This is a genomic window from Streptomyces sp. NBC_00820 (genome assembly GCF_036347055.1).
Lineage (GTDB): Bacteria > Actinomycetota > Actinomycetes > Streptomycetales > Streptomycetaceae > Streptomyces.
Genome location: NZ_CP108882.1, coordinates 3,998,485 through 4,023,608, shown reverse-complemented (window position 1 = coordinate 4,023,608; position 25,124 = coordinate 3,998,485). Strand labels below are relative to the sequence as shown.

18 protein-coding genes and 4 tRNA genes are annotated in these 25,124 nt (G+C 70.7%); 11 read left to right on the top strand and 11 right to left on the bottom strand.

The window, feature by feature from the left end; genetic code table 11:
• Positions 1 to 6 precede the first annotated feature (6 nt).
• From OIB37_RS18215 to purM, 4 genes are all read left to right on the top strand, one after another.
• Positions 7 to 804, top strand: coding sequence for a maleylpyruvate isomerase family mycothiol-dependent enzyme (locus tag OIB37_RS18215; RefSeq protein ID WP_330458663.1), 798 nt, complete (start codon positions 7 to 9; stop codon positions 802 to 804).
• Positions 805 to 993: 189 nt separating this feature from the next.
• Complete coding sequence (locus tag OIB37_RS18210; protein ID WP_330458662.1) at positions 994 to 1,461, top strand: META domain-containing protein; 468 nt, start codon at positions 994 to 996, stop codon at positions 1,459 to 1,461.
• Between the two features lie 201 nt (positions 1,462 to 1,662).
• On the top strand, positions 1,663 to 3,192 hold the full coding sequence (gene purF / locus OIB37_RS18205) for an amidophosphoribosyltransferase (protein WP_330458661.1): 1,530 nt from the start codon (positions 1,663 to 1,665) through the stop codon (positions 3,190 to 3,192).
• A gap of 45 nt (positions 3,193 to 3,237) precedes the next feature.
• On the top strand, positions 3,238 to 4,305 hold the full coding sequence (purM, locus tag OIB37_RS18200) for a phosphoribosylformylglycinamidine cyclo-ligase (RefSeq protein WP_330458660.1): 1,068 nt from the start codon (positions 3,238 to 3,240) through the stop codon (positions 4,303 to 4,305).
• A gap of 123 nt (positions 4,306 to 4,428) precedes the next feature.
• Here purM and OIB37_RS18195 read toward each other — a convergent pair whose 3' ends face one another.
• Entirely contained in the window at positions 4,429 to 4,686 is a 258-nt protein-coding gene (locus OIB37_RS18195; protein WP_330458659.1) for a DUF3073 domain-containing protein, read from the bottom strand.
• 412 nt (positions 4,687 to 5,098) lie between these two features.
• Positions 5,099 to 6,196, bottom strand: a complete 1,098-nt coding sequence (locus OIB37_RS18190; RefSeq protein ID WP_330458658.1) for a Leu/Phe/Val dehydrogenase — start codon at positions 6,194 to 6,196, stop codon at positions 5,099 to 5,101.
• Between the two features lie 199 nt (positions 6,197 to 6,395).
• Here OIB37_RS18190 and OIB37_RS18185 point away from each other — a divergent pair, with 199 nt between their 5' ends.
• Positions 6,396 to 7,238: a hypothetical protein gene (locus tag OIB37_RS18185; protein WP_330458657.1), complete on the top strand. Its 843-nt coding sequence runs from the start codon at positions 6,396 to 6,398 to the stop codon at positions 7,236 to 7,238.
• A 520-nt stretch (positions 7,239 to 7,758) separates the two neighbouring features.
• On the top strand, positions 7,759 to 7,965 hold the full coding sequence (gene bldC / locus OIB37_RS18180; RefSeq protein WP_003949541.1) for a developmental transcriptional regulator BldC: 207 nt from the start codon (positions 7,759 to 7,761) through the stop codon (positions 7,963 to 7,965).
• Positions 7,966 to 8,426: 461 nt separating this feature from the next.
• Here the strand turns inward: bldC and OIB37_RS18175 are convergent, their stop codons facing one another.
• The 7 genes from OIB37_RS18175 to OIB37_RS18145 form a co-directional block, all read right to left on the bottom strand.
• Positions 8,427 to 8,618, bottom strand: coding sequence for a DUF6274 family protein (locus tag OIB37_RS18175; RefSeq protein WP_330458656.1), 192 nt, complete (start codon positions 8,616 to 8,618; stop codon positions 8,427 to 8,429).
• A 296-nt stretch (positions 8,619 to 8,914) separates the two neighbouring features.
• Positions 8,915 to 8,989 (bottom strand) — tRNA-Asp (locus tag OIB37_RS18170).
• 96 nt (positions 8,990 to 9,085) lie between these two features.
• Positions 9,086 to 13,030 (bottom strand): ATP-dependent RNA helicase HrpA, encoded by a 3,945-nt coding sequence (gene hrpA, locus OIB37_RS18165; protein ID WP_330458655.1) that lies wholly within the window; start codon positions 13,028 to 13,030, stop codon positions 9,086 to 9,088.
• Between the two features lie 302 nt (positions 13,031 to 13,332).
• A tRNA-Phe gene (locus OIB37_RS18160) sits at positions 13,333 to 13,406 on the bottom strand.
• 24 nt (positions 13,407 to 13,430) lie between these two features.
• A tRNA-Asp gene (locus OIB37_RS18155) sits at positions 13,431 to 13,505 on the bottom strand.
• A 403-nt stretch (positions 13,506 to 13,908) separates the two neighbouring features.
• Positions 13,909 to 15,279, bottom strand: coding sequence for a serine hydrolase domain-containing protein (locus tag OIB37_RS18150; RefSeq protein ID WP_330458654.1), 1,371 nt, complete (start codon positions 15,277 to 15,279; stop codon positions 13,909 to 13,911).
• Positions 15,280 to 15,488: 209 nt separating this feature from the next.
• Complete coding sequence (locus tag OIB37_RS18145; protein WP_330458653.1) at positions 15,489 to 16,220, bottom strand: TetR/AcrR family transcriptional regulator; 732 nt, start codon at positions 16,218 to 16,220, stop codon at positions 15,489 to 15,491.
• Between the two features lie 152 nt (positions 16,221 to 16,372).
• On the opposite strand from OIB37_RS18145, the gene OIB37_RS18140 reads away from it, so the two are divergent.
• Entirely contained in the window at positions 16,373 to 17,893 is a 1,521-nt protein-coding gene (locus tag OIB37_RS18140) for an MFS transporter (RefSeq protein WP_330458652.1), read from the top strand.
• Between the two features lie 173 nt (positions 17,894 to 18,066).
• On the opposite strand, the gene OIB37_RS18135 is transcribed toward OIB37_RS18140, so the two are convergent.
• Both OIB37_RS18135 and OIB37_RS18130 read right to left on the bottom strand, forming a co-directional pair.
• Positions 18,067 to 18,142, bottom strand: a tRNA-Glu gene (locus OIB37_RS18135).
• A gap of 80 nt (positions 18,143 to 18,222) precedes the next feature.
• Entirely contained in the window at positions 18,223 to 19,881 is a 1,659-nt protein-coding gene (locus OIB37_RS18130) for a metallophosphoesterase (protein WP_330458651.1), read from the bottom strand.
• 87 nt (positions 19,882 to 19,968) lie between these two features.
• Between OIB37_RS18130 and OIB37_RS18125 the strand changes: the two genes are divergently transcribed.
• The 4 genes from OIB37_RS18125 (at position 19,969) to OIB37_RS18110 (ending at position 25,062) form a co-directional block, all read left to right on the top strand.
• Positions 19,969 to 20,319 carry a metallopeptidase family protein gene (locus tag OIB37_RS18125; protein WP_330458650.1) on the top strand — a complete coding sequence of 117 codons (351 nt, stop codon included), beginning with the start codon at positions 19,969 to 19,971 and terminating at the stop codon, positions 20,317 to 20,319.
• 86 nt (positions 20,320 to 20,405) lie between these two features.
• Positions 20,406 to 20,915: a hypothetical protein gene (locus OIB37_RS18120; RefSeq protein ID WP_330458649.1), complete on the top strand. Its 510-nt coding sequence runs from the start codon at positions 20,406 to 20,408 to the stop codon at positions 20,913 to 20,915.
• 227 nt (positions 20,916 to 21,142) lie between these two features.
• Entirely contained in the window at positions 21,143 to 23,437 is a 2,295-nt protein-coding gene (locus OIB37_RS18115; protein ID WP_330458648.1) for a DEAD/DEAH box helicase, read from the top strand.
• A 122-nt stretch (positions 23,438 to 23,559) separates the two neighbouring features.
• Entirely contained in the window at positions 23,560 to 25,062 is a 1,503-nt protein-coding gene (locus OIB37_RS18110) for an amino acid permease (RefSeq protein ID WP_330458647.1), read from the top strand.
• The last annotated feature ends 62 nt before the right edge of the window (positions 25,063 to 25,124 follow it).

Genomic DNA, 25,124 nt, shown 5'->3' with positions numbered 1-25,124 from the left:
ACCGCCATGCCCCCGGCCAAGAAGCGCGCCCGCAGTTACGACTCCGCCAGGACCCGTGCCGCTGTCCTCGCCCAGCTCGCCGCCGTACGGGAGGCCGTGCGCGGCCTGACTCCCGAGCAGCTCGCCCTGCCCACCCGGCTCGGCGACCGGACCGTACGCGAGCTGGTCACGCACATCGGGACGGCCGTCACGGCCGTCCACCGGGCGCTCGCCGTGCCGGCCCCGGCGAAGCGGACCGTGACCGTCGTCGAGTGGCCCTTCTCCGCCGCGGCCCGCTCGGCCGGCATCGCCGGCGTCGCCACGGGCCCGGCCGCCGAACACCCTGACCTGGACGGCTACCTCGCCGACGTCGAGCGCGGCCTGCGCGAGCTCCTCGCCGAGCACCCCGGCACCCGGCTCCTGGACTCCGGCGCCGGCGTTCTCCCGCTGGACGACTACCTCGTCACCCGCCTCGTCGAACTCGTCGTCCACACCGACGACCTGAACGCGGCCCTCCCCGGCCTCGACGTGCCGTACGACCGCCAGGCCCTCGCCGCCGCCACCCGGCTGCTTGCCGACGCCCTCGCCGTGAAGGCGCCCGGCGGCTCCACCGAGGTCCGTGTGCCGCCCTTTGCCGTCGTGCAGTGCGTCGAGGGGACCCGGCACACCCGCGGCACGCCGCCCAACGTCGTGGAGACCGACCCGCTGACCTGGGTCCGGCTGGCCACCGGCCGGACGGACTGGCGGGACGCCGTCGCGCGGGCCGACGTCAGCGCGAGCGGGGAGCGCGCGGACCTCTCCGCGCTGCTGCCGCTCATGTCGTGAGCGGCGGCGGCCCCTGAGGAGCGGCGGCCTCTGAGGAGCAGCAGCTCCTGAGGAGCGGCGGCCCCTGAGAGGGGTGGCGGTTCCTGGGGAGCGGCGGCTCTTGAGAAGTGGTGACGGGAAGCGGAACCGGATTTTGCCGGGGCACGTCGAATCGGTATGTACCGGCACAAGAGGCACGGGTTTGTGACCATGGCCGCCGTACTGCTTCCGCTCGCGGTGGCCTGCGGCGGCGAAGCGGCGGGCAGCGGCGGCCCGCCCGGCAGCGGCTCGGTCGGGCCGCGGGATCCGGTGGTGGGTGTCGACTGGCGGGTCGACAGCGTCACCGCCCACGGCACGACCCTGCGCGCTCCCGCCGCCGCCCGACTCCGCATCGACGTGCCCGCGAAGGACGGAAAGGGCGACGGGGACGGCAGGGCGGGGGGCAGCCTCGGCTGCAACCTCTTCAGCGCGCCGGTCACCGTGCACGGCGACCGGATCGCCTTCGGCGGCCTGCGGACGACCCGGATGGCGTGCGACCGCACCCGGATGACCTTCGAGCGGGCCCTCGCCCGGGTGCTCGAACGGAACACCCTCGAGAGCCGGGCCGGCGACGGAGAACTCACACTCACCACCGGTCACGGTGAGCGCGTGAACCTCAGCCACAACACACTCGGCTGATGTGCGACACCTCACTCGTGGCGCGCGCAGATCGGGCCCACAAGCGCCCTGTGGGGCCGCACGTGCGCAGGCCCGTTCTCACCCGCACCGCTCTGACCAGCAAGAACGCGAAAACACCCAAGGTGATCGGCATCGCCGCATCGGATGGCGGTACGTATCCCCAGTTCGGACCAGCGGTCCACCTCGCCTACACTCGATGGCGTGCCACGTGGTGACGGTCGACTCAATCACGATCTGCTTCCCGGCGAAAAGGGCCCCCAGGACGCTTGCGGCGTCTTCGGTGTCTGGGCGCCGGGTGAAGAGGTCGCAAAGCTCACGTACTTCGGGCTCTACGCCCTCCAGCACCGGGGCCAGGAATCCGCGGGAATCGCGGTCAGTAACGGCTCCCAGATCCTCGTCTTCAAGGACATGGGCCTGGTCTCCCAGGTCTTCGACGAAACAGCCCTCGGATCACTCCAGGGCCACATCGCGATCGGTCACGCCCGCTACTCCACCACCGGTGCCTCGGTGTGGGAGAACGCGCAGCCGACGTTCCGTGCCACCGCGCACGGCTCCATCGCCCTCGCGCACAACGGCAACCTGGTCAACACGGCGCAGCTCGCCGAGATGGTCGCCGCTCTGCCCAAGGACACCAATGGCCGTTCGACCCGGGTAGCGGCCACCAACGACACCGACCTGATCACCGCGCTGCTCGCCGGCCAGGTCGACGACGACGGCAAGCCGCTGACCGTCGAGGAGGCCGCCCAGCGGATCCTCCCGCAGGTCAGGGGTGCCTTCAGCCTCGCCTTCATGGACGAGCACACGCTCTACGCGGCCCGTGACCCGCAGGGCATCCGCCCGCTGGTCCTCGGCCGCCTGGAGCGCGGCTGGGTGGTCGCCTCCGAGACCGCGGCGCTCGACATCGTGGGCGCCACGTTCGTGCGCGAGATCGAGCCGGGCGAGTTCATCGCCGTGGACGAGAACGGCCTGCGCACCTCACGATTCGCGGAAGCGAAGCCCAAGGGCTGCGTCTTCGAGTACGTGTACCTGGCCCGCCCGGACACCGACATCGCCGGCCGGAACGTCTACCTCTCCCGCGTCGAGATGGGCCGCCGTCTCGCCAAGGAGGCCCCGGTCGACGCCGACCTGGTGATACCGACCCCGGAGTCCGGAACCCCGGCCGCGGTCGGCTACGCGGAGGCCTCGGGCATCCCGTTCGGCACCGGTCTGGTGAAGAACGCCTACGTCGGCCGGACCTTCATCCAGCCCTCGCAGACCATCCGCCAGCTGGGCATCCGGCTGAAGCTGAACCCGCTGAAGGAAGTCATCAAGGGCAAGCGTCTGGTCGTCGTCGACGACTCGATCGTGCGCGGCAACACCCAGCGCGCCCTGGTCCGCATGCTCCGCGAGGCGGGCGCGGCCGAGGTCCACATCCGGATCTCCTCCCCGCCGGTGAAGTGGCCCTGCTTCTTCGGCATCGACTTCGCCACGCGCGCGGAGCTCATCGCCAACGGCATGACGATCGACGAGATCACCGACTCCCTCGGTGCCGACTCCCTGGCCTACATCTCCCTCGACGGCATGATCGAGGCGACCACGATCGCCAAGCCGGACCTGTGCCGTGCCTGCTTCGACGGCGAGTACCCGATGGAGCTGCCGGATCCCGAACTGCTCGGCAAGCAGCTCCTGGAGACCGAGATCGCCTCGGGGCCCGCCGCCACGGCCGCCTCCGACGCGATCCGTCGCCCGTAATTCCCCGCAGCACTTCAGCTGTACGACACGAAAGTTCTCAAAGTCATGACTGAGACCACCGGTGCCAGCTACGCGAGCGCGGGCGTCGACATCGAGGCGGGCGACCGCGCGGTCGAGCTGATGAAGGAGTGGGTGAAGAAGACCCGGCGTCCCGAGGTCCTCGGCGGCCTCGGCGGCTTCGCCGGGCTCTTCGACGCCTCCGCCCTCAAGCGCTACGAGCGTCCCCTTCTCGCCTCCGCCACCGACGGCGTCGGCACGAAGGTCGACATCGCGCGCCGGCTGGGCGTGTACGACACCATCGGCCACGACCTGGTCGCCATGGTCATGGACGACATCGTCGTGTGCGGTGCCGAGCCGCTGTTCATGACCGACTACATCTGCGTCGGCAAGGTCCATCCCGAGCGGGTCGCCGCGATCGTCAAGGGCATCGCGGAGGGCTGTGTGCTGGCCGGCTGCGCTCTGGTGGGCGGCGAGACGGCCGAGCACCCGGGGCTGCTCGGCGCGGACGACTTCGACGTCGCCGGCGCCGGTACGGGCGTCGTGGAGGCCGACCGGCTGCTGGGTCCGGATCGTATCCGTACGGGTGACGCGGTGATCGCCATGGCGTCCTCCGGTCTTCACTCCAACGGGTACTCCCTGGTCCGGCATGTCCTGCTGGACCGTGCGGGCCTGGCCCTGGAGGCGGAGATCGCGGAGCTGGGCCGCACCCTCGGCGAGGAGCTGCTGGAGCCCACGAAGATCTACTCGCTGGACTGCCTGGCGCTGACCCGCACCACCGATGTGCACGCGTTCAGCCACATCACCGGCGGCGGACTCGCGGCCAACCTGGCCCGGGTCATCCCGGACGGGCTGCACGCCACCGTGGACCGCGCCACCTGGACCCCGGGCGCGATCTTCGACCTGGTCGGCCGGAGCGGCGACGTCGAGCGGCTGGAGCTGGAGAAGACCCTCAACATGGGCGTCGGCATGATGGCGATCGTGCCGCAGGAGTCCGCCGAGGTGGCGCTGGCGACGCTGGCCGACCGCGGGGTCGAGGCATGGGTGGCCGGCGAGATCACCGACCGGGGCGACCACGGGACGGGCGCCGAGCTGGTCGGGGACTACGCGGCCTGACCGGACGGCACGTGGGCGGTCCGGGACGGCGGACCGCCCGCAGGGCAGCACAAAACCCGGTCCGGCGTTGAGGCCCCGGACCGGGTAAGTGCACTGCTGATGCGGCTGACCGCGCTGTGAGCGTTATGCGCCGCGACGCTGTTGTGACGCGGGACCGGACTGGTCGTCCTCGTCGTCCTCGTCATCGTTGTACAGATCCGCGTACTGTGCGTACGGGTCGTCGTCGTCCTCATCATCCTCGAACGGCTCGCCGTTAGGCGGCTGGTTCGAAGTAGATGCGCCCAGTTCACTGGCCAGACGCGACAGATCAGTCCCACCGCTGTTGTACTTCAGCTGGCGGGCGACCTTCGTCTGCTTGGCCTTGGCCCGGCCGCGCCCCATGGCTCGACCCCCTCGGTGACGGGGCTCGACGGCCCCAGAGTCTGACACGCGTTCATAATCAGGAACGGACTCTCCTCGGAGAGGCCGGTCCGTAGGGCTTCCACGGTACCTGAGCCCGCGCCTATACGGTACGTCGCCCGCAGCACGCGCGTGTGCACAGGACCATCGAGGTGCCCTGTCCTCGCTGGTCAGTGGCGATTTTAACCACTTATCGGGGTACGACCCGCCGGAGGAAGTGAGAGTTCTCTCGAAGTTCCCACCGGCGGGTACCGCTCACGCGCGCGACCGGACACCCGATCACGCCTTGTCCGCGCCTCCTCACGCCCCTCGGGCGCCTCCTCGGGCGCCTCCTCGACCGGGCCCCCGGGCGGCTCCCCGTCGGTTCGCCGGCGGCTGCGCGCCGGGCGAGTCCTCAGAGTGCCGTGCGGGCCTCCGCCATGCGCTGCTCGGCGATCCGGTCGGCCGCGGCGGCCGGGGGAATCCCGTCTTCCTTCGCGCGAGCGAATATGGCCAGCGTGGTGTCGAAGATCTTCGACGCCTTCGCCCTGCACCGGTCGAAGTCGAACCCGTGCAGCTCGTCGGCGACCTGGATGACCCCGCCGGCGTTCACCACGTAGTCCGGCGCGTAGAGGATCCCGCGGTCGGCGAGGTCCTTCTCCACGCCCGGGTGGGCGAGCTGGTTGTTGGCGGCGCCGCACACCACCCGGGCGGTGAGCACCGGCACGGTGTCGTCGTTCAGGGCGCCGCCGAGGGCGCAGGGCGCGTAGACGTCGAGCCCCTCCAGGCGGATGAGTGAATCGGTGTCGGCCACGGCCGTCACCCGCCCGGGGTACTGGTCGAGCATCCGCTGGACGGCGTCCGCGCGAACGTCGGTGATCACGACCTCGGCGCCCTCGTCGAGCAGGTGCCGCACCAGGTGGTGGCCGACCTTGCCGACACCGGCCACGCCGACCGTGCGGTCGCGCAGCGAGGGGTCGCCCCACAGGTGCTGGGCGGAGGCCCGCATGCCCTGGTAGACGCCGAAGGCGGTGAGCACGGAGGAGTCGCCGGCGCCGCCGTTCTCGGGGGAGCGGCCGGTGGTCCAGCGGCACTCGCGGGCCACGACGTCCATGTCGGAGACGTACGTGCCGACGTCGCAGGCGGTGACGTACCGGCCGCCGAGGGAGGCGACCACGCGACCGTAGGCGAGCAGCAGCTCCTCGGTCTTGTCGCGCTCCGGGTCGCCGATGATCACGGCCTTGCCGCCGCCGTGGTCCAGGCCGGCCATGGCGTTCTTGTACGACATCCCGCGCGCGAGGTTGAGCGCGTCGGCGACGGCCTCGGCCTCGTTCGCGTAGGGGTAGAAGCGCGTGCCGCCGAGGGCCGGGCCCAGGGCGGTGGAGTGGATGGCGATCACGGCCTTGAGGCCGGTGGCGCGGTCCTGGCAGAGCACGACCTGTTCGTGGCCGCCCTGGGCGGAGTGGAACAGGGTGTGCAGGACATCGACAGGTGCGCCGGTTACGTCGGTCACGGTGGTGACTCCTGTGTAAAGAGCGGCGAGTGAAGACAGCTCCCGTGCGGGTGGCGGGGGCCGTGGCATGAGCGTAGAGCCTCGGCCCCGTCACCATCCGCGCAGTGTCCAGGATCACTCTGCCGTGCCGCGCGCGCACGCATCGCCGTGGGACGATTTGCAGGGGTTTCGAGCCGGACCCGATGGGGAGGGAGCAGGCGTGCCCAAGGTGTCCTCCGTCGTCGTCCCCTATGCCGCGTACCTGCGTGTGTACGAGCCGCTGGCCGCCTTCCCGGAGCCGGAGCGCGCCCACTGGGCCCGGTACGCCCGCCGCCCGGACCGGCCCTCGTACCAGGACGAGCTGCGCCGCTCGCTGGCCGACCTGCTGCCCACCCCGCCCGTGGTGGTGCCGGTGCACGAGAGCGCCGACGCCTTCGTGCTGGAGGCCGACGGCGTCGTCTGCGTCTGCCCCTGGCGGACCCGGCTGCGCGGCTGGCAGGCCCTGGGCGACCTGGCCGAGGAACTGCCCGCGCCGGTGCTGGACGCCGTACTGCCGCCGCTGGTGCGCCACCAGGCGGCCCAGGACTACGAGCGCTGGCTGGCCCGCAACCCGGACGCCCGTCCCTGGATCCGCACCGCGACCTGGCAGATCCCGCTCAACTGGTTCGTCCTGGTCGCCGACGAGGAGCGACGGTTCGAGAAGGGGACCGGCGAGGTGCCCCCGATGCTGCGCTACCGCACGCCCATGGTGCAGGCCAGGCGACGGCTGGCGAGGGCGCTGCGCACGCTCAGGGAGACGCTCGACGAGGGGCCGTTGATCGACGGCCTGGTGAACGTGGGGCGGTGGCTGGAGGAATTCCATCCGCGCTCGCTGGTGGAGCTGGACTACGGCGGCCTGGTGCATCTGGTGCCGGCCGGCGAGCTGGAGGACGACCACTCCGCGGCCGATGTGGCGGCAGGCGTCGAGGCGTTGAGCCAGGGCGACGGCATGGCCGCGGGCGAGGCGTACGGCAGGCTGGTGGAGCGGTGGCGGGCGGTGCGGGACCTGCGTTCCGCGAACTGAGTGACGTGCATCACGGTCGAAAAGGCATCGAACAGCGTACGGTCTACCGCACTTGGACCAGCTGACGGAGTGTCGTCCCTGATCCGGGCTTTTTGCCTCAAGGGTGACGGACGGCACTTACACGGCGCTTGCGTCTCTTGCCGCCCCTCATGCCAAAATAGGACAAGGAGCCCGGGGAGGGTTCCGCACGCCCATCTATGCTCCCCTATGGGCGGAATCTTCGCATTGCACCCTTTGGGGGGTCTGGTGACTCCTGATCGCCCTGTGACTGATCGTCACAGTGGCGTGACTGTCCGCTATGGCATGGTCCATCGGCTTCCGTCGCTGATGAACACCTGGGAGGGCAATTCCATCGGTTTGGCCGACGCGGCTGGACAGATGGTGTAGTTGTAGTGCCGAGGACAAGCCGTTCGTCCTATAACCGACTCGACTCGCGTCCGCCATTTCGGGCAACGCGGGTCAAGGTGCAGAATTTAGAGGAAAGAACCGAGAAGGTTCGGTTCTCCCGAGGAGGCCGCTCATGACCGCTCGCACCCCTGATGCCGAGCCGCTGCTGACCCCGGCTGAGGTCGCCACGATGTTCCGTGTTGACCCGAAGACGGTCACGCGGTGGGCGAAGGCCGGCAAGCTGACGTCGATTCGTACGCTCGGCGGGCACCGCCGCTACCGCGAGGCCGAGGTCCGCGCACTGCTCGCGGGCATCCCGCAGCAGCGCAGCGAGGCCTGAACAGCCGCATAACCGGGCAATCCGGCCGTTCCCCCAACCGGTCGAGGCGCCTGAACCACAGCTCCAAGCGACGAGGGGCCTGCCCCAACAGGCCTCACGCCCACGCCGAACGGAACGTTCAAGGCAAGCAGCACAGGGTGCGTCGTAGATCGCGCTGGACTCCGCCGAGTCCAGCGCGATCTTTTTTGTGCGCTGGTCGGGGGTGTCGTGAGGCCTTGGTGAGCGGCCTTGTCGGAGTCTGGGGAGGGGTGTCGGAACGGCTGTGCGAGGCTCTCGGGATGAGTGCAATTGCACATATTAAATTGACCAGTTGTATGAGGGTGGTAAGCGACGCCGTTTCAAAAACTCATGTGGTGACACCCGTCACACGCCGGTCCGCTTGTTGCCGTCGGCATGTGTGCGCTAGTGGAGTTGGACGTTCCACCACCCCACGCCCGTGCGGCTGTTGGGGCTGTCGACAGTCACGCGCCACGGGAGCCCTCGTCCTCGGCGACCTCCTCGCCCGCGTCCTGGACGTACGGTCCGGCGTCCATGGCCAGCCGCAGCAGCTGATGGCAGACACGGCAGTGGCGGGTCGCGTGCCGGTAGGACGAGGCGGCCGACAGGTGCGCCCTCAGGAGCGCCCGCGTCTCATGCCTGACCGACGCCGCCATATGCCACCTCCAGGGGCCGCACGGGGGGACGGGCCCTGGTTTCTGGGTACCGGTCGAGTGTGGCGCCGTCAAGGGCGCCTGTGGCCTCGCCGGGCCGTCTTCGGCCGACCCCGTACCTTCACGGACCTTCACGGACCGTCGCCGGCCGTCCTCGGCGGCCGAGGGGACGGCTGGGAAGGCGGCCGGGCACGTCGGGGGCGGGCCGGGAGTGTGGTCGCGGGGTGCGAACGCGCCCTGGGGCGGGCCGGGTACGGCAGAAGGCCCCCATCCCAGCGGGATGAGGGCCTTCTGTTCTGCGGTCCTGACGGGATTTGAACCCGCGGCCTCCACCTTGACAGGGTGGCGAGCACTCCAAACTGCTCCACAGGACCAGGTTTCGCGGCGCTTTTTCTCCTGCGTTGCGCTGCGAGACAGACTGTACAGGAGGGTGAGGGCCGAGGTCGAACTCACCCTCCGTACCTCGTCGGTCACGGAACCGCCGCGTCGATCGCCTTCACGATCCGCTTGTCGGAGACGGGATACGCCGTGCCCAGCGCGTGGGCGAAATAGCTGACCCGGAGCTCCTCGATCATCCAGCGGATGTCCAGGACCCCCTGGGGCACCGGCCGGCCCTTCGGGAGCTGCTCCAGCAGCCAGGCGTACTCGTCCTGCATCTCGTGGATCTTCTCCATGCGGGTGGTGTCCCGCTGCACGCCGGTCGGCATCTGCTGCAGGCGCCGGTCCGCGGCCACCAGGTAGCGCATGAGATCGGGCAGCCGGCGTATCCCCGCCCAGGTCACGAACCCGGGCTTCACCAGGGCGTCCAGTTGCCCCCGCACATCCGTCAGGTTCGCCAGCAGCACGGGGCTGCGTACGCCCTTCAGGCGCCGCTCACAGGCCTGCCAGGCCGCGAGGACCTGCTGCACCTGGCCGACCGTGCGGACCGTCGTGTCGACGATCTCCGCGCGCACCTTGTCGTACAGCCGCCGGAACGACTCCTCGTCCCACGCCGGGCCGCCGAAGTCCGCGATCAGCTTGTCCGCGGCCGCCATCGCGCAGTCGTCGAACAGGGCCTGGACCGAGCCGTGCGGATTGGCGGAGAGCGCGAGCTTCTGCGCGTTCGTCAGCTTGTCCGACGCGAACTTGGCCGGGTTCACCGGGATGTTGCGCAGGATGAGCCGCCGGGTGCCCCGCCACATCGCCTCGGCCTGCTCCTCCTCCGTGTCGAAGAGGCGGACCGAGACCGTGTCGCCGTCGTCCACCAGCGCCGGATACGCCTTCACCGGCTGCCCGGCCCGGCGCGTCTCGAAGACGCGGGTGAGCGTGCCGATCGTCCAGTCGGTCAGGCCGCCGCGCTCCAGGGACTCCCCGCCCTGCCGGGAGGCGGTCGCCGCCGCGGCCTGGGAGAGGGCCTGGCGGGCCTTCGGCTTCAGCCGGAGCTTCAGCGCCTCCAGGTCCTTGTCCTCGGCCAGCTTGCGACGCCGCTCGTCGACGATGCGGAAGGTGACCTTCAGATGGTCCGGGACCTTGTCCCAGTCGAAGTCGTCCGCGTCGAAGGGGACACCGACCATCCGCTTCAGCTCCCGGGCCATCGTGGCCGTGAGCGGCTCCTGGAGGGGCACCGCGCGCTCCAGGAACTTCTTCGCGTAGTTCGGCGCCGGCACGTAGTTGCGGCGGACCGGCTTGGGCAGCGTACGGATCAGCTCCGTCACCACCTCCTCGCGCAGGCCCGGGATCTGCCAGTCGAAGCCCTCGTCCGTGACCTGGTTGAGCACCTGGAGCGGGATGTGCACGGTCACGCCGTCCGCGTCCGCGCCCGGCTCGAACTGGTACGTCACCCGGAACTTGAGCGCGCCCTGGTGCCAGGAGTCCGGATAGTCGGCCTTGGTGACCGCCTCCGCCGACTCCCGGATGAGCATCTCCCGCTCGAAGTCCAGGAACTCCGGCTCCTCGTGCCGCTTGTGCTTCCACCACGAGTCGAAGTGGGCGCCGGAGACGACGTGTTCGGGCACCCGCTGGTCGTAGAAGTCGAACAGCGTCTCGTCGTCCACGACGATGTCCCGGCGCCGCGCCCGGTGCTCCAGCTCCTCGACCTCGCTCAGCAGCCTGCGGTTGTCGGCGAAGAACTTGTGGTGCGTGCGCCAGTCGCCCTCGACGAGCGCGTTGCGGATGAACAGCTCGCGGCTGACCTCGGGGTCGATCCGGCCGTAGTTCACCTTGCGCTGGGCGACGATCGGGACGCCGTACAGCGTCACCTTCTCGTACGCCATCACCGCCGCCTGGTCCTTCTCCCAGTGCGGTTCGCTGTACGTCCGCTTCAGCAGGTGTCCGGCGAGCGGCTCGACCCACTCCGGCTCGATCTTGGCGTTGACCCGCGCCCAGAGGCGGCTGGTCTCCACCAGCTCGGCGGACATGACGAACTTCGGCTGCTTCTTGAACAGCGACGAGCCGGGGAAGACCGCGAACTTGGCGTTGCGGGCGCCCAGGTACTCGTTCTTGTTGCCGTCCTTCACGTCCTTCATCCCGATGTGGGAGAGGAGGCCGGCGAGCAGGGAGACATGGACGCGGTCGGCGGGGGCGTCCTCCTCGCTCAGGTGGATGCCCATCTGCTTGGCGACCGTGCGCAGCTGGACGTAGATGTCCTGCCACTCGCGGATGCGCAGGAAGTTCAGATACTCCTGCTTGCACATCCGGCGGAAGGAGGACGAGCCGCGCTCCTTCTGCTGCTCGCGGACGTACCGCCACAGGTTCAGGTAGGCGAGGAAGTCGCTGGTCTCGTCCTTGAAGCGGGCGTGCTGCTGGTCGGCCTGGGCCTGCTTCTCGGCCGGGCGCTCGCGGGGGTCCTGGATCGACAGGGCGGCCGCGATCACCATGACCTCGCGCACACAGCCGTTCTTGTCGGCCTCCAGGACCATCCGGGCCAGGCGCGGGTCGACGGGCAGCTGGGCCAGCTTGCGGCCGGTGTCCGTGAGCCGCTTGCGCGGGTCCTTCTGGTCCGGGTCGAGGGCGTGCAGTTCCTGGAGCAGCTGGACGCCGTCGCGGATGTTGCGGTGGTCCGGCGGGTCGATGAAGGGGAACTTCTCGATCTCGCCGAGGCCGGCCGCGGTCATCTGCAGGATGACGGAAGCCAGGTTGGTGCGCAGGATCTCCGCGTCGGTGAACTCCGGCCGGGCGAGGAAGTCGTCCTCGGCGTACAGCCGGATGCAGATGCCGTCGGAGGTACGGCCGCAGCGGCCCTTGCGCTGGTTGGCGCTGGCCTGGGAGACCGGCTCGATGGGCAGCCGCTGGACCTTGGTGCGGTGGCTGTAGCGGCTGATCCGGGCGAAGCCGGGGTCGATGACGTACTTGATGCCGGGGACGGTCAGGGAGGTCTCGGCGACGTTGGTCGCGAGCACGATCCGGCGTCCGGTGTGCGGCTGGAAGACGCGGTGCTGCTCGGCGTGCGAGAGCCGCGCGTACAGCGGCAGCACCTCGGTGAATCTGTACTTCTTCTTCTCCAGCGCGTCGGCCGTGTCCCGGATCTCCCGCTCGCCGGAGAGGAAGACGAGGATGTCCCCCTTCCCCTCCGCCATCAGCTCCTCGACGGCGTCGGTGATCGCGGTGATCTGGTCGCGGTCGGCGTCCTCGGCGTCCTCCTCCAGGAGGGGCCGGTAGCGCACCTCGACCGGGTAGGTCCGCCCGCTGACCTCGATGATCGGGGCGTCGCCGAAGTGCCGGGAGAAGCGCTCGGGGTCGATGGTCGCCGAGGTGATGACGACCTTGAGGTCCGGGCGCTTCGGCAGCAGCTGGGCGAGGTAGCCGAGCAGGAAGTCGATGTTGAGGGACCGCTCGTGGGCCTCGTCGATGATGATCGTGTCGTAGGCGCGCAGCTCGCGGTCGGTCTGGATCTCGGCGAGCAGGATGCCGTCCGTCATCAGCTTGATGAAGGTGGCGTCCGGGTTCACCTGGTCGGTGAAGCGGACCTTCCAGCCGACGGCCTCGCCCAGCGGCGTCTTCAGCTCGTCCGCCACGCGCTCGGCGACGGTGCGGGCGGCGATACGACGGGGCTGCGTGTGCCCGATCATGCCGCGCACTCCGCGGCCCAGCTCCACGCAGATCTTCGGGATCTGGGTGGTCTTTCCGGACCCGGTCTCACCGGCGACGATGACGACCTGGTGATCGCGGATGGCGGCCGCGATCACGTCCTTCTTCTGGCTGACGGGCAGCTGCTCGGGATAGCTGACGGCGGGCACACGGGAGCGCCGCTCGTCCATGCGGATCTCGGCCTTGCCGACCTCGGCCTCGATCTCGGCGAGGACGGTGGCACGGGCCTCCGGCTTGCGGATCTTGCGTGCGCCTTCGAGCCGCCGCCCGAGCCGGTGCGCATCACGCAGCGACAGCTCGGTCAGACGGGGGGCGAGGGCGCCGAGGGCGGGGGCAGGGTGCGTAGACATACGAGATCCAGGATCTCACCTCGGGGAAATTCCTGGCGAACGAAAATTGCCCCGGACCCTCAGGAGGTGCCCGGAGCGGGCGGCGCGGAGGGGGCGGACCCGGCGATCGCCGGACTGCCGGCGGCCACCGCGAGCAGCCCGTACCGTGATCGGTCATCGGCCGACGTGGCTGGTGGGTGTGGGTCCGCGGGGCTGGGTCCGCGGGGCTGGGTCTGCGGGACCGAGTCGCAGGTCCCCGCCGACGCGACGTACGACCCGCGACATACAACAAGGCCCCGATCCGAAGATCGGGGCCTTAGCTGTGGCTGGGGCCGGGGTCGAACCGGCGACCTATCGCTTTTCAGGCGATCGCTCGTACCAACTGAGCTACCCAGCCACGAGGTTTCACGTGAAACCTCAGCGGTCCTGACGGGATTTGAACCCGCGGCCTCCACCTTGACAGGGTGGCGAGCACTCCAAACTGCTCCACAGGACCAGGCGCTGTGTACGACAGTGTCGCACACGATCGAACGCTTACCCAACGTGATTTTCACCGGTGGTGAGGTGGTCATCCGCTGGGGTGACGTTGCTGGAGCAGCGTATCAGAGGAGGGGCGGTGCTCTGAAAACGAGCTGACCGGGGGGTTCCGCGCGGACGCGTGGGGGCCGGTCGGGCTCCCCTGCGCGTCCGCGAGCCGTACGGGCCGGTCCGGTCGGGGCCGGGTCCGTCGGGCGGAGGGAGTGGCGGTCCGGGGTGACTGCGGTGCCGTTGATCCGCTCGATGGCGTGGCGTTCGTAGAAGCACTCCGGGCGGAGCAGAGCTGGGCCTCGTCGATCTCCTGTTTCAGATACGCCTTCGCCAGGGGCGGCCGCTCCACCTCCACCTCCGCGTGCGCCCGCCTACCGCTCCGTCGCCCGGCCGAAGAGCCGGCCCGCCAGGTCGACGCCCGTGACCTCGCCCTTGTCGTCGCGGGTGAAGTAGCCGCGCTGCCCCTTCAGGCCGCCCTCGGTGATGATGTACTCGTCGCCGTCGCCGGGCAGGAAGCCCATGGCGGCGGGCTCGTAGTCCGGCGGCATGTCGGCGTCGGAGGCCGCGCGGATCTCCGGCTTGATGCCGACGCCGAGTGTGAGGGCCGCGCCGTCGGTGGCGATGTCGAGGTTCATGGCGTCGATCTCGTACCGTCCGGCGACCTCCCGCGCGCGTTCCGCGTCGAACGGGACCGGCTCGGGGTCGTGCTCGGTGAGGCCGAGGTAGTGCTCCAGCGCCCAGCGCAGGACGGCCTGGTTGAAGGGGTGGCCGCCGGGGCCCTCGTTGGCCAGGGACACGACCGCGAAGTTCCGTTCGGGGACGATCAGCAGCTCGGCGAACTGCCCGTTGCCCGAGCCGCCGTGCCCGATCGTGCGGACGCCGTCCACCTCGCGCAGGAACCAGCAGATGCCGAAGCCGTCGCCGAGCGTGCTGCCGCGCAGCGCGACGGTCTGCTCCCGCATGCCGTGCAGCGCCTTGGCGGGCAGTACGCCGTCGCCGCCCTCCAGGTGGAAGCGGGCCCAGCGCAGCAGGTCGTCCACGCAGGAGACGATGCCGCCGCCCGGGTTGTCGCCGCGGGCCCCGGCCGGGTGCGCCTTCCACGGTCGCGCGGCCCGCAACTCGCCGTCCTCGTCACGGTTGTGGCCGACGGCGAACCGCCGGATCATCACGTCGTCCAGGTCGAAGAACGTGTGGTCCAGCCCCAGCGGGTCCAGGACGAGGGCGGCCACCGCCTTCTCGTACGGCAGTCCGGTCACCTTCTCGATGATCCGCCCGGCGAGGTTGTAGCCGGCCTGGCTGTAGGAGGCCCGGGCGCCGGGCGGCGCGATGATCTCCAGCTCGGACATCGCCGCCACGAACCCGGCGAGGGAGCCGTTGCCATGGGCGCCGATCAGGTTCCAGCCCAGGCCCGAGGTGTGGTTGAGCAGGTTGAGCACGGTGATCTCGGCCGCCGACTCCTCGTCGGCGAGGACCAGTTCGGGGACGTACCGGCGTACGGGGGCGTCGAGGTCGACCTTCCCCTCGGTGACCAGGCGCAGGAGTGCGGTCGCCGTGTAGGTCTTGGTCACCGACGCCAGGTGGAACAGCGTCCGCCCGTCCACCGGCAGCGGGTTGCCGACGCTCGTGACGCCGTGGGACGCGTGGATCTCCCGGCCGTCGGTCAGGATGCCCACCGCGGCACCCGGGACACCGAACTCGCTCGCGGCCGCCTCGACGGCGTACGAAAGATGCTGCTGGGACACGACGATCTCCTCACCTAGGGATTGAACTAAGTGCAAGTCGACTGCGGGGCTTCACTTGAACGATGTGCAAGTACGTGCCACCGGCATCCCGCTCCGCAGGTCGGCGGGCGATAAGCCGCCGATAACCGGGCGATAGTGCCGGCTCCTGACGTCGTGGCCGTGCCGAAGAGGCCGAGGGGCCGCACCGTGCGGTCCCCCGTCGACGGGAGTCATCGATGCGGGCTGTCCAGGGTTTCTCCGCCGGCCGCCGCCGGCTGGGGGAGCCGGCGGTCGCCGAGCCGGATCTCCAGGCCGTCCAGGAGGGCTTGGAGGCCGACCTCGAAGCTCTGGCTCGGGGCGGCGCCGTAGTCCTTGTCGGCGTAGGCGTCCAGCCTCTCCCGCAGTCGCGGGAACTGCTGGGCGATCTCGGTCATCTTGGTCAGCGACTCCCGCATGAGGGCCTGGGCGTTCTCGCCGCCGTGGGTCAGCCGACGCTCCACGGAGACGGTGGCGGACAGGCTCAGGGCGTGGCCGAGCACGTACGTGAAGACCGCGCCGGCCGCCTGGTCGGCCTCGGCCCCCTGGAAGCCGGCCAGCTCGTAGACCGCGAGGCTGTGGTCGTCGTGCCGGGCCTTGTTCTCGCCGTAGAGGGGCTGGGACGCGAAGGCCTGGACCAGCCACGGATGCCTGGTCAGCATCGCGTACAGGTCCGTGGCCATCCGCTCGGCGGCCGCGCGCCAGCCGACGGCGGCGAGGTCGGGCAGTCCGACCTCGTTCCACACCTCGTTGCAGGCCAGGACGACGAGGTTGTCCTTGTTCTTGACGTGCCAGTAGACCGCGGTGGCGGCGGAGTTCAGCCGCTTGCCCAGGCTGCGCATGTTCAGGCCTTCGAGGCCTTCGGCGTCCAGCAGCCCGATCGCGGCCCGGACGATCTGTTCCCTGGTCAACGTGTCACGCGGCATGGGGTCAGGCTAGATCAGGACTTCGGGTTGCACAAAGTTCAAGATGTCACTTGCACAACGTGTAAGTCGGCCCTAACGTCGTACTTGAACACAGTGCAAGACTCCCTCGCCGCAGCAATTGCCCCCGTCGCAGCAACCGAATGGAGTGGGCCGTGTCCCAGCCGCAGGCGCAGCGCCGCGCGGACCGATGGCTGATCCTCGCCGTCGTCTGCCTGGTGCAGCTCGTCGTCATCCTCGACAACACCATCCTCAACGTCGCCGTCCCGTCCCTGACCAAGGAGCTGGGCGCGACCACCGCGCAGACGCAGTGGGTCATCGGCGCCTACTCGCTGGCCCAGGCGGGTCTGCTGATCGCGGCGGGCGGCTTCGCCGACCGCTACGGACGCCGGCTCGTGCAGATGCTCGGCCTCGTCTTCTTCGGGCTCGGCTCCCTCGCCGCCACCTTCGCCACCGACCCCGGTCAGCTGATCGCGGCCCGGGCCGGCATGGGCGTCGGCGGCAGCTTCCTGCTGGCCACCAACATGGCGATCATCGTCCGCACCTTCGACCAGGACTTCCTGCCCCAGGCGCTGTCCGTGATCACCGGTGTGGCCTCGCTCGGCCTCGCGCTCGGCCCCGTCGTCGGCGGTGTCCTGCTCGCCCACTTCTGGTGGGGCTCGGTCTTCCTGGTCAACGTCCCGGTCTGCCTGATCGGCCTGGTCGCCGTGGTCAAGATGGTCCCGGAGTCCAAGGACCCGCACGGAGACCGCCCCGACCTGCTCGGCGCGGTGCTCTCCACGGTCGGCATGACGGCCTTCGTCTACGCGATCATCCAGGGCCCCGGGCACGGCTGGACCTCCGGCCGCACCCTGCTCCCCGGCGCCATCGCCCTGGTGTTCATGACCGCGTTCCTGCTGTGGGAGCGCCACACCCCGCACCCGCTGCTCGACCTGTCCTTCTTCTCCGACCCCCGCTTCCGCGGCGCCGTCTCCGGCGGTGTCCTGGTCGCCTTCGGCCTGGCCGGCTCGCTGTTCCTGCTGACCCAGCACCTGCAGTTCGTGCTCGGCTACGGCCCGCTGGAGGCCGGTCTGCGGCTGGCTCCGATGGCCGTGACCCTGGTCCTGCTCAACCTCACCGGCGTCGGCATGCGCCTGACCACCAAGCTCTCGGCGCCCGCCGCGACCGCCCTCGGCCTGAGCCTGATGTCGGCCGGTCTCGCCTCCATCGCGGTGCTCGGCCACAACGGCTCCTACCTGGGCATCATGCTCGGCCTGGTGCTGATGGGCGGCGGCGTCGCCTGCGCCAAGCCGGCCATGGCAGGCGCGGTGATGACCTCCATCCCGCCGGAGAAGGCAGGCGTCGGATCCGGTCTGATGGGCACCATCAGCGAACTCGGCAACTCCCTCGGCGTCGCCATCCTGGGTGCCGTGCTCACCGTCGGCTTCGCCGGCGGCCTGCCCGCCGGAATCCCGCACGCGGCGGCCCGCTCCCTGCCCGAGGCGCTCGCGGCCGGCGGACAGGGCGCCGCGCACCAGGTCCACGAGGCCTTCCGCGACAGCCTGACCACCGCCCAGCTGATCGGCGCGGTCGCGGTCCTGCTCGGCGGCTTCGTCGCCGCGTGGCTGCTGCGCACCTCCGCGGAGAAGCCGGCCGAGCAGAAGCCGGCCGAGCAGGACACCCCGGTGGCGGCCTGAGCCGCACACCACGGGACCGGCCGGCCGCACCGCACCCCTCACGGCCGCTGCTCCTACGGCTCTTGCCCCTACGGCCCCCTGCTGCCGGCCGAGACGTACCGGCAGCACCGGAGCGGGGCGGAAACGCAAAAACCCGCCCTGGGCGGGCGGGCTGAAGCGTGAAAAGCTGGTTGTGGTGCCCCCAACGGGATTCGAACCCGTGCTACCGCCTTGAAAGGGCGGCGTCCTAGGCCGCTAGACGATGAGGGCTATCGGCCCGCCTGGGCGCTTTGCAGCGCGTCGGGGACGTGAGAAGCATAGGTGATGGCGGCGGGGATCGCCAAAACGGTTTACGGCGAGGTGGGTGACGGGACGCCCGGAGAGCCGGACGCCGTACGGGATCCGGGGCCTGACACCGAGCCGGACGCCGTACGGGATCCGGAGTCGGACACGGAGCCTGACGGCGAGCCGGACCCCTGGCCGGGGGAGGGGGCCGGGGTCGCGCCCGGCTGGTTCTCCCTGGGCAGGTGCCGGCTGACCTCGGCCGTCGTCTGTCCGAGCCCCCCGAGCCTGATCTCGTCCCACGCCTGCAGCCGGTGGCTGTCCCGGTCGAGGTAGAGGATCGACGCCTCGACCGGGGCCGGGTACTGGTGCTCCACCGCGCGCAGACCGCTGCCGCCGGTCGAGCCCTCCATGCGCAGCCGGGTGCCGTAGGGCAGGATCTCCGTCCCCTCGTGGTGCAGGTGCCCGCACAGGGCGAGCGGCACCGTGCCGTCCGTCTCGCGGGCCGCCGCCGGCTCGTGGGCGACGGCGATGTCGACCGGGGTGCCCGCGGCCCGCTGGTCCCGCAGTGCCGTCGCCAGCCGGGCGCCCGCCAGCCGCTCCGCCGCGTCACCGCCCGGTACGGCGGCGCGGTCCGGGGTGAACTGCGGATCGCCGGTGCCCGCGAACCGCAGTCCCGCCACCGTCTCGGCCCGCCCGTCGTCCAGGACGTGCACGTTCCTGAACCGGTCCAGGTACCGCTGGGTGGTGCGCGAGTCGTGGTTGCCCCTGACCCACACATAGGGCACGCCCAGGTCCCCGACCGGGTCCAGGAAGCCGTTCTCCGCCGCCGTGCCGTGGTCCATCGTGTCGCCGGAGTCGACGATCACGTTCACCTTGTACTGCTCCACCAGCGAGCCGATGATCTTCCAGCTCGCCGGGTTGAGGTGGATGTCCGACACGTGCAGGACCCGGATGGTGGAGGGGTCCGGCTGGTAGGCCGGGAGCGTGGAGGCGGTGTCGTACAGCTTCGTCACGTTCGTCACCAGACGGGCCAGTTCCTGCTGGTACACGTCGAACTCGGTGACGATGCTGCGCGCGTTGCCCACCAGGGAAGGCGCCGAGGACAGCAGCCCGGAGAACCTCGGCTCCAGCACCGAGTCCGGGTTCCAGGTGGCGTACGCCGACGCCCCCGAGGCCGCGAGCAGGGTGAGGGCCAGTCCGCCGGCCGCCAGGGCGGGGCGCGCGCGGCGGTAGACGGCCAGGCCGAGGGCCGTCGCTCCGGCCACCACGGCCACGCCCGAGCGGACCGCCAGGTCGAGCGTGCCGTGCTCGATGTCCTGGGCGACCTCGTCCTGGAGCCCGGACAGCCGCTCCGGGTGGTCGACGAGGGCCCGCGAGCGCGCCGGGTCGAGCCGGTCGACGTCGACGTCCAGGCGGACGGGCGCGACGTGGCTGTCCAGGGCCAGGGCGCCCAGCGGCGCCACGTTGATCTTCGTGCCCCCGCTGAGGGAGGGCCGCAGCGCCATCGTGGTGTCCATCGGCCCGACCGGCACCCGGACGCTGCCCACCACCAGCAGGCCCAGCCAGGCCCCGGCGAGCACGACCGCGGTGAGACCCAGCGCCCGCGGCCAGAGGCTGGGCCGGGCGGCGAGTTCGAGGGCGGGAAGCGGACGGCGGGTGCGCCGGACCCGCGGGGCGGTCCGGTTCAGCAGGCGGTCCAGGGCTGCGAGGGGGGCGCGGGCCATTGGTGCCGTATGCCCAGGGTCCGGCGCGGATATGCGGCGGTATGCCACGGCCGTACGCGGGTGCCGTACGTACCGGACAATGGCCGTGTGCTGGAGATGACGCGCGAGGAGTTCGAGGAACTGGTCGCCGAGTCGCTCGACCGGATTCCGCCGGAGCTGACGAGGCTGATGGACAACGTCGCGGTGTTCGTCGAGGACGAGCCGTCCGCCGACGATCCCGAGCTGCTCGGCCTGTACGAGGGCACCCCGCTGACCGACCGGGGCGAGTGGTACGCGGGCGTCCTGCCCGACCGGATCACCATCTACCGGGGGCCGACACTGCGGATGTGCGAGACCCGCGAGGAGGTCGTCGCGGAGACGGAGGTGACCGTGGTGCACGAGATCGCCCACCACTTCGGCATCGGCGAAGCCCGGCTGCACGCCCTCGGCTACGGGTGAGAAGGCTCGAACAGCGGGCGTGTCCTCTTGCGGGCGGCGGGAGTTGGGGAGGTTGAGTCCTTCCCTCGCCTCCGGAGGTGGCCGCCGTGCGCCCCTTGTACGTACCCGTCCGACTGGCCGTCACGGTGCTGGCCGTCACGGCGGCCGCAGGTTGTGTGAGCGTGGGTGACGACGCCGGACCGGCCAGGCCCGCGCACTCGGCGGGACAGCGCGGCGACGGCGCGTCCGGCGGCGGCCCGGTGGGCGGCGGCGACGGGCGCGGGTCCGGTGGCGCGGCCGGTGACGGCAAGCGCGGGCACGGCGGCAAGGCCGGGCCGGGGAAGCCGGACCCGGACTCCGCGAGCCCGTCCGGGCCGCACGGCGAGCCGGCGACACCGTCGAAGCCGGGCCGGAGCACGGGACCGGGCGACCCTGCACCGACCGTTGCCCCGCCGACGGCTCCGGAGACCTCCGCGCCACCCGAGCCCCCGGCGTCCACCCCGCCCCCGCCGGCCTCGGAGCCGCCGTCCGCCGAGCCGTCCTCCTCGGCGCACGAGGAGCCGGGCCCGCAGCTGGTCCAGCGGGAGCCGGCGCCCGCGGCGGGAGTGCCCGCGTGAGGGGCGGATCCCCGCTGACCTGAGGCGATGCGGCTCGGTTTGCCTTGAGGGGTGGTGGGTGCGTATGGTGGTAGATCGTTTGATCCCATTTGCCCGGCGCCATCGTAGAGCGCGCCGTGTGGCGCGTACTCTCCCTTGCCGTGGCGGACCGCATTGAGGCGGTCGTGTGCGAATCACGGAGTTGACGGGCGCGTGCCGAAGAGACTCCGGAAGGTATTCGCATTCGCATGTCCGTTTCCAGCACTGATCAGTTCGTCGTGTCCGAGAACGACGCCGAGCACGAGGACACCCTCGTGACCGAGGCGCCCGACGCGACCGAGGTCCTCGAGACCACTGACAGCACCGAAACCAACGACGCTTCCGACACCACCCCGCAGATCACCTTCGCCGACCTCGGGCTTCCCGAGGGCATCGTGCGCAAGCTGGCGCAGAACGGTGTCACCACCCCCTTCCCGATCCAGGCCGCGACCATCCCGGACGCCCTGACCGGCAAGGACATCCTCGGCCGTGGCCGTACCGGCTCCGGCAAGACCCTCTCCTTCGGTCTGCCCACCCTGGCCAGGCTGGCCGGCGGGCGCACCGAGAAGAAGCGCCCCCGCGCGATCATCCTGACCCCGACCCGCGAGCTGGCCATGCAGGTCGCCGACGCTCTCCAGCCGTACGGTGACGTCCTCGGCCTGAAGATGAAGGTCGTCTGCGGCGGTACCTCGATGGGGAACCAGATCTACGCCCTCGAGCGCGGCGTCGACGCCCTCGTCGCCACCCCGGGCCGTCTGCGCGACCTCATCAACCGCGGCGCCTGCTCCCTCGAGGACGTGCAGGTCGCGGTCCTCGACGAGGCCGACCAGATGTCCGACCTGGGCTTCCTGCCCGAGGTCACCGAGCTGCTCGACCAGGTCCCGGCCGGCGGCCAGCGCATGCTCTTCTCGGCCACCATGGAGAACGAGATCTCCACGCTGGTCAAGCGCTACCTGGTCGACCCGGTCTCGCACGAGGTCGACGCCGCCCAGGGCGCCGTGACGACCATGTCGCACCACATCCTCATCGTGAAGCCCAAGGACAAGGCGCCGGTCACCGCCGCGATCGCCTCCCGCAAGGGCCGCACGATCATCTTCGTCCGCACCCAGCTGGGCGCCGACCGCATCGCCGAGCAGCTGCGCGAGTCCGGTGTGAAGGCCGACGCGCTGCACGGCGGCATGACGCAGGGAGCGCGTACGCGGACGCTGGCCGACTTCAAGGACGGCTACGTCAACGCGCTCGTCGCCACCGACGTCGCCGCGCGCGGCATCCACGTCGACGGCATCGACCTGGTCCTGAACGTCGACCCGGCGGGCGACCACAAGGACTACCTGCACCGCTCCGGCCGTACGGCCCGCGCCGGCCGCACCGGCACGGTCGTGTCGCTGTCGCTGCCGCACCAGCGCCGCCAGATCTTCCGGCTGATGGAGGACGCGGGCGTCGACGCCTCGCGTCACATCATCAACTCGGGTGACGCCTTCGAGCCCGAGGTCGCCGACATCACCGGCGCCCGGTCGATGACCGAGGTCCAGGCCGAGTCCGCGGGCAACGCCGCGCAGCAGGCCGAGCGTGAGGTCTCGAGCCTCACCAAGGAGCTGGAGCGCGCGCAGCGTCGCGCCGTCGAGCTGCGCGGGGAGGCCGACCGTCTGGTGGCCCGTGCGGCGCGCGAGCGTGGCGAGGACCCGGAGGCCGCCGTGGCGGCTGCCGCCGAGGCCGTCGCCGAGCAGGCCGCCGAGGCGGAGGCGGCGGCTCAGGCCGCCGCTGCCGCGGAGCAGGCCGAGCGTCAGGCGTACGAGTCGCGTCAGCGCCGCGACGAGCGGGGCAACTTCGAGCGTCGTGACGACCGTGGCGGCTTCAACCGCGACCGCGGTGGCGACCGTGGCGGCCGTTCCTTCGAGCGTCGTGACGACCGTGGCGGCGACCGTGGCGGCTTCAACCGCGACCGTCGTGACGACCGTGGCGGTGACCGTGGCGGCCGTTCCTTCGAGCGTCGTGACGACCGCGGTGGCGACCGTGGTGGCTTCAACCGTGACGACCGTGGCGGCTTCAACCGCGACCGCGGTGGCGACCGTGGCGGCCGTACCTTCGAGCGTCGTGACGACCGTGGCGGCTTCAACCGCGACGACCGCGGCGGCGACCGTGGCGGCTTCAACCGCGACCGTCGTGACGACCGTGGCGGCGACCGTGGCGGCCGTACCTTCGAGCGTCGTGACGACCGCGGTGGCGACCGTGGCGGCTTCAACCGTGACGACCGCGGCGGCTTCAACCGCGGCGGCGACCGCGGTGGCGACCGTGGCGGCCGTACCTTCGAGCGCCGTGACGACCGTGGCGGCCACCGTGGCAGCGACCGTCCCTTCAACCGCGACCGTCAGGGCGACCGCCCCGCCGGCGGCTTCCGCTCCGGCGGCCACGAGCGCCCGGCCGGCCGTCGTGACGACCACCGCGGCACCGGCACCGGTTCGTTCCGCCGTGACGAGAAGCCGCGCTGGAAGCGCAACGGCTGACACCGAATGACCTGACAAGGGCCCGTACGACATCGTTCGTACGGGCCCTTGGCGTTTCCCTCGCCCCCTTTCGGCCATCGAGTGACGCATGTCACGCCCCCGGTACGGGAATCGCTGGGGGCATGACAAGCGACACGCATGGCACGACGGAGAGCGGGCTGTCGGACGAGGAGCGGCTCGCCCAGCTCGGCTACACCCAGGTCCTCGCCCGCCGTATGTCGGCGTTCTCGAACTACGCCGTCTCCTTCACGATCATCTCGGTCCTGTCCGGATGCCTCACCCTGTACCTCTTCGGCATGGTGACCGGCGGCCCGGCGGTGATCACCTGGGGCTGGGTGGCGGTCGGCCTGATGACCCTGTTCGTGGGCCTCTCGATGGCCGAGATCTGCTCCGCCTACCCCACGTCGGCGGGCCTGTACTTCTGGGCCCACCGGCTCGCCCCCGAGCGCTCGGCGGCGGCGTGGGCGTGGTTCACAGGCTGGTTCAACGTGCTGGGCCAGGTGGCGGTGACCGCCGGCATCGACTTCGGCGCGGCCTACTTCCTCGGCGCCTACCTGAACCTCCAGTTCGGCTTCACGGTGACCCCGGGCCGCACGATCCTGCTCTTCGCCGCGATCCTGCTCCTGCACGGCCTGCTGAACACCTTCGGCGTCCGCATCGTCGCCCTCCTCAACAGCGTGAGCGTCTGGTGGCACGTGCTGGGCGTGGCGGTCATCGTCGGCGCGCTCACCTTCGTCCCCGACCACCACCAGTCGACGTCCTTCGTGTTCACGAAGTTCGTCAACGAGACGGGCTGGGACAACGGCTTCTACGTCGTCCTGCTCGGCCTCCTGATGGCCCAGTACACCTTCACCGGCTACGACGCCTCGGCCCACATGACCGAGGAGACGCACGACGCCTCCACGGCGGGCCCGAAGGGCATCGTCCGCTCCATCTGGACCTCCTGGATCGCGGGCTTCGTCCTCCTGCTCGGCTTCACCTTCGCCATCCAGTCCTACGACAAGGAGCTGGCGTCCCCCACCGGCGCGCCCCCCGCCCAGATCCTCCTGGACGCCCTGGGCGCGACGACCGGCAAGCTCCTGCTCCTGGTGGTGATCGGCGCCCAGCTCTTCTGCGGGATGGCCTCCGTCACCGCCAACAGCCGCATGATCTACGCCTTTTCCCGGGACGGCGCGCTGCCCTTCTCCCGCGTCTGGCACACGGTCAGCCCCCGCACCCGCACCCCCGTGGCCGCGGTCTGGCTGGCGGCCCTGGGCGCCCTCGTCCTCGGCCTCCCCTACCTCATCAACTCCACGGCCTACGCGGCGGTGACCTCCATCGCGGTGATCGGCCTCTACATCGCCTACGTCATCCCGACCTTCCTCCGCCTCCGCAAGGGCGCCGCCTTCGAACGCGGCCCCTGGCACCTGGGCCGCTGGTCGTCCCCGGTCGGCGTGGTCTCGGTGATCTGGGTGGGCGTGATCACCGTTCTGTTCATGCTCCCCCAGGTCTCCCCCGTCACCTGGAAGACCTTCAACTACGCCCCGTTCGCGGTCCTGGCGGTCCTCGGCTTCTCCGCGACCTGGTGGCTGGTCTCGGCCCGCCACTGGTTCCTGAAGCGGTCTCCCGCCCCCGCCGAAACGTGATCAGACCCCCCGTCTCCACCCTTCGACGCGGCCGTGTCCCCGATACCCGATCGGAGACACGG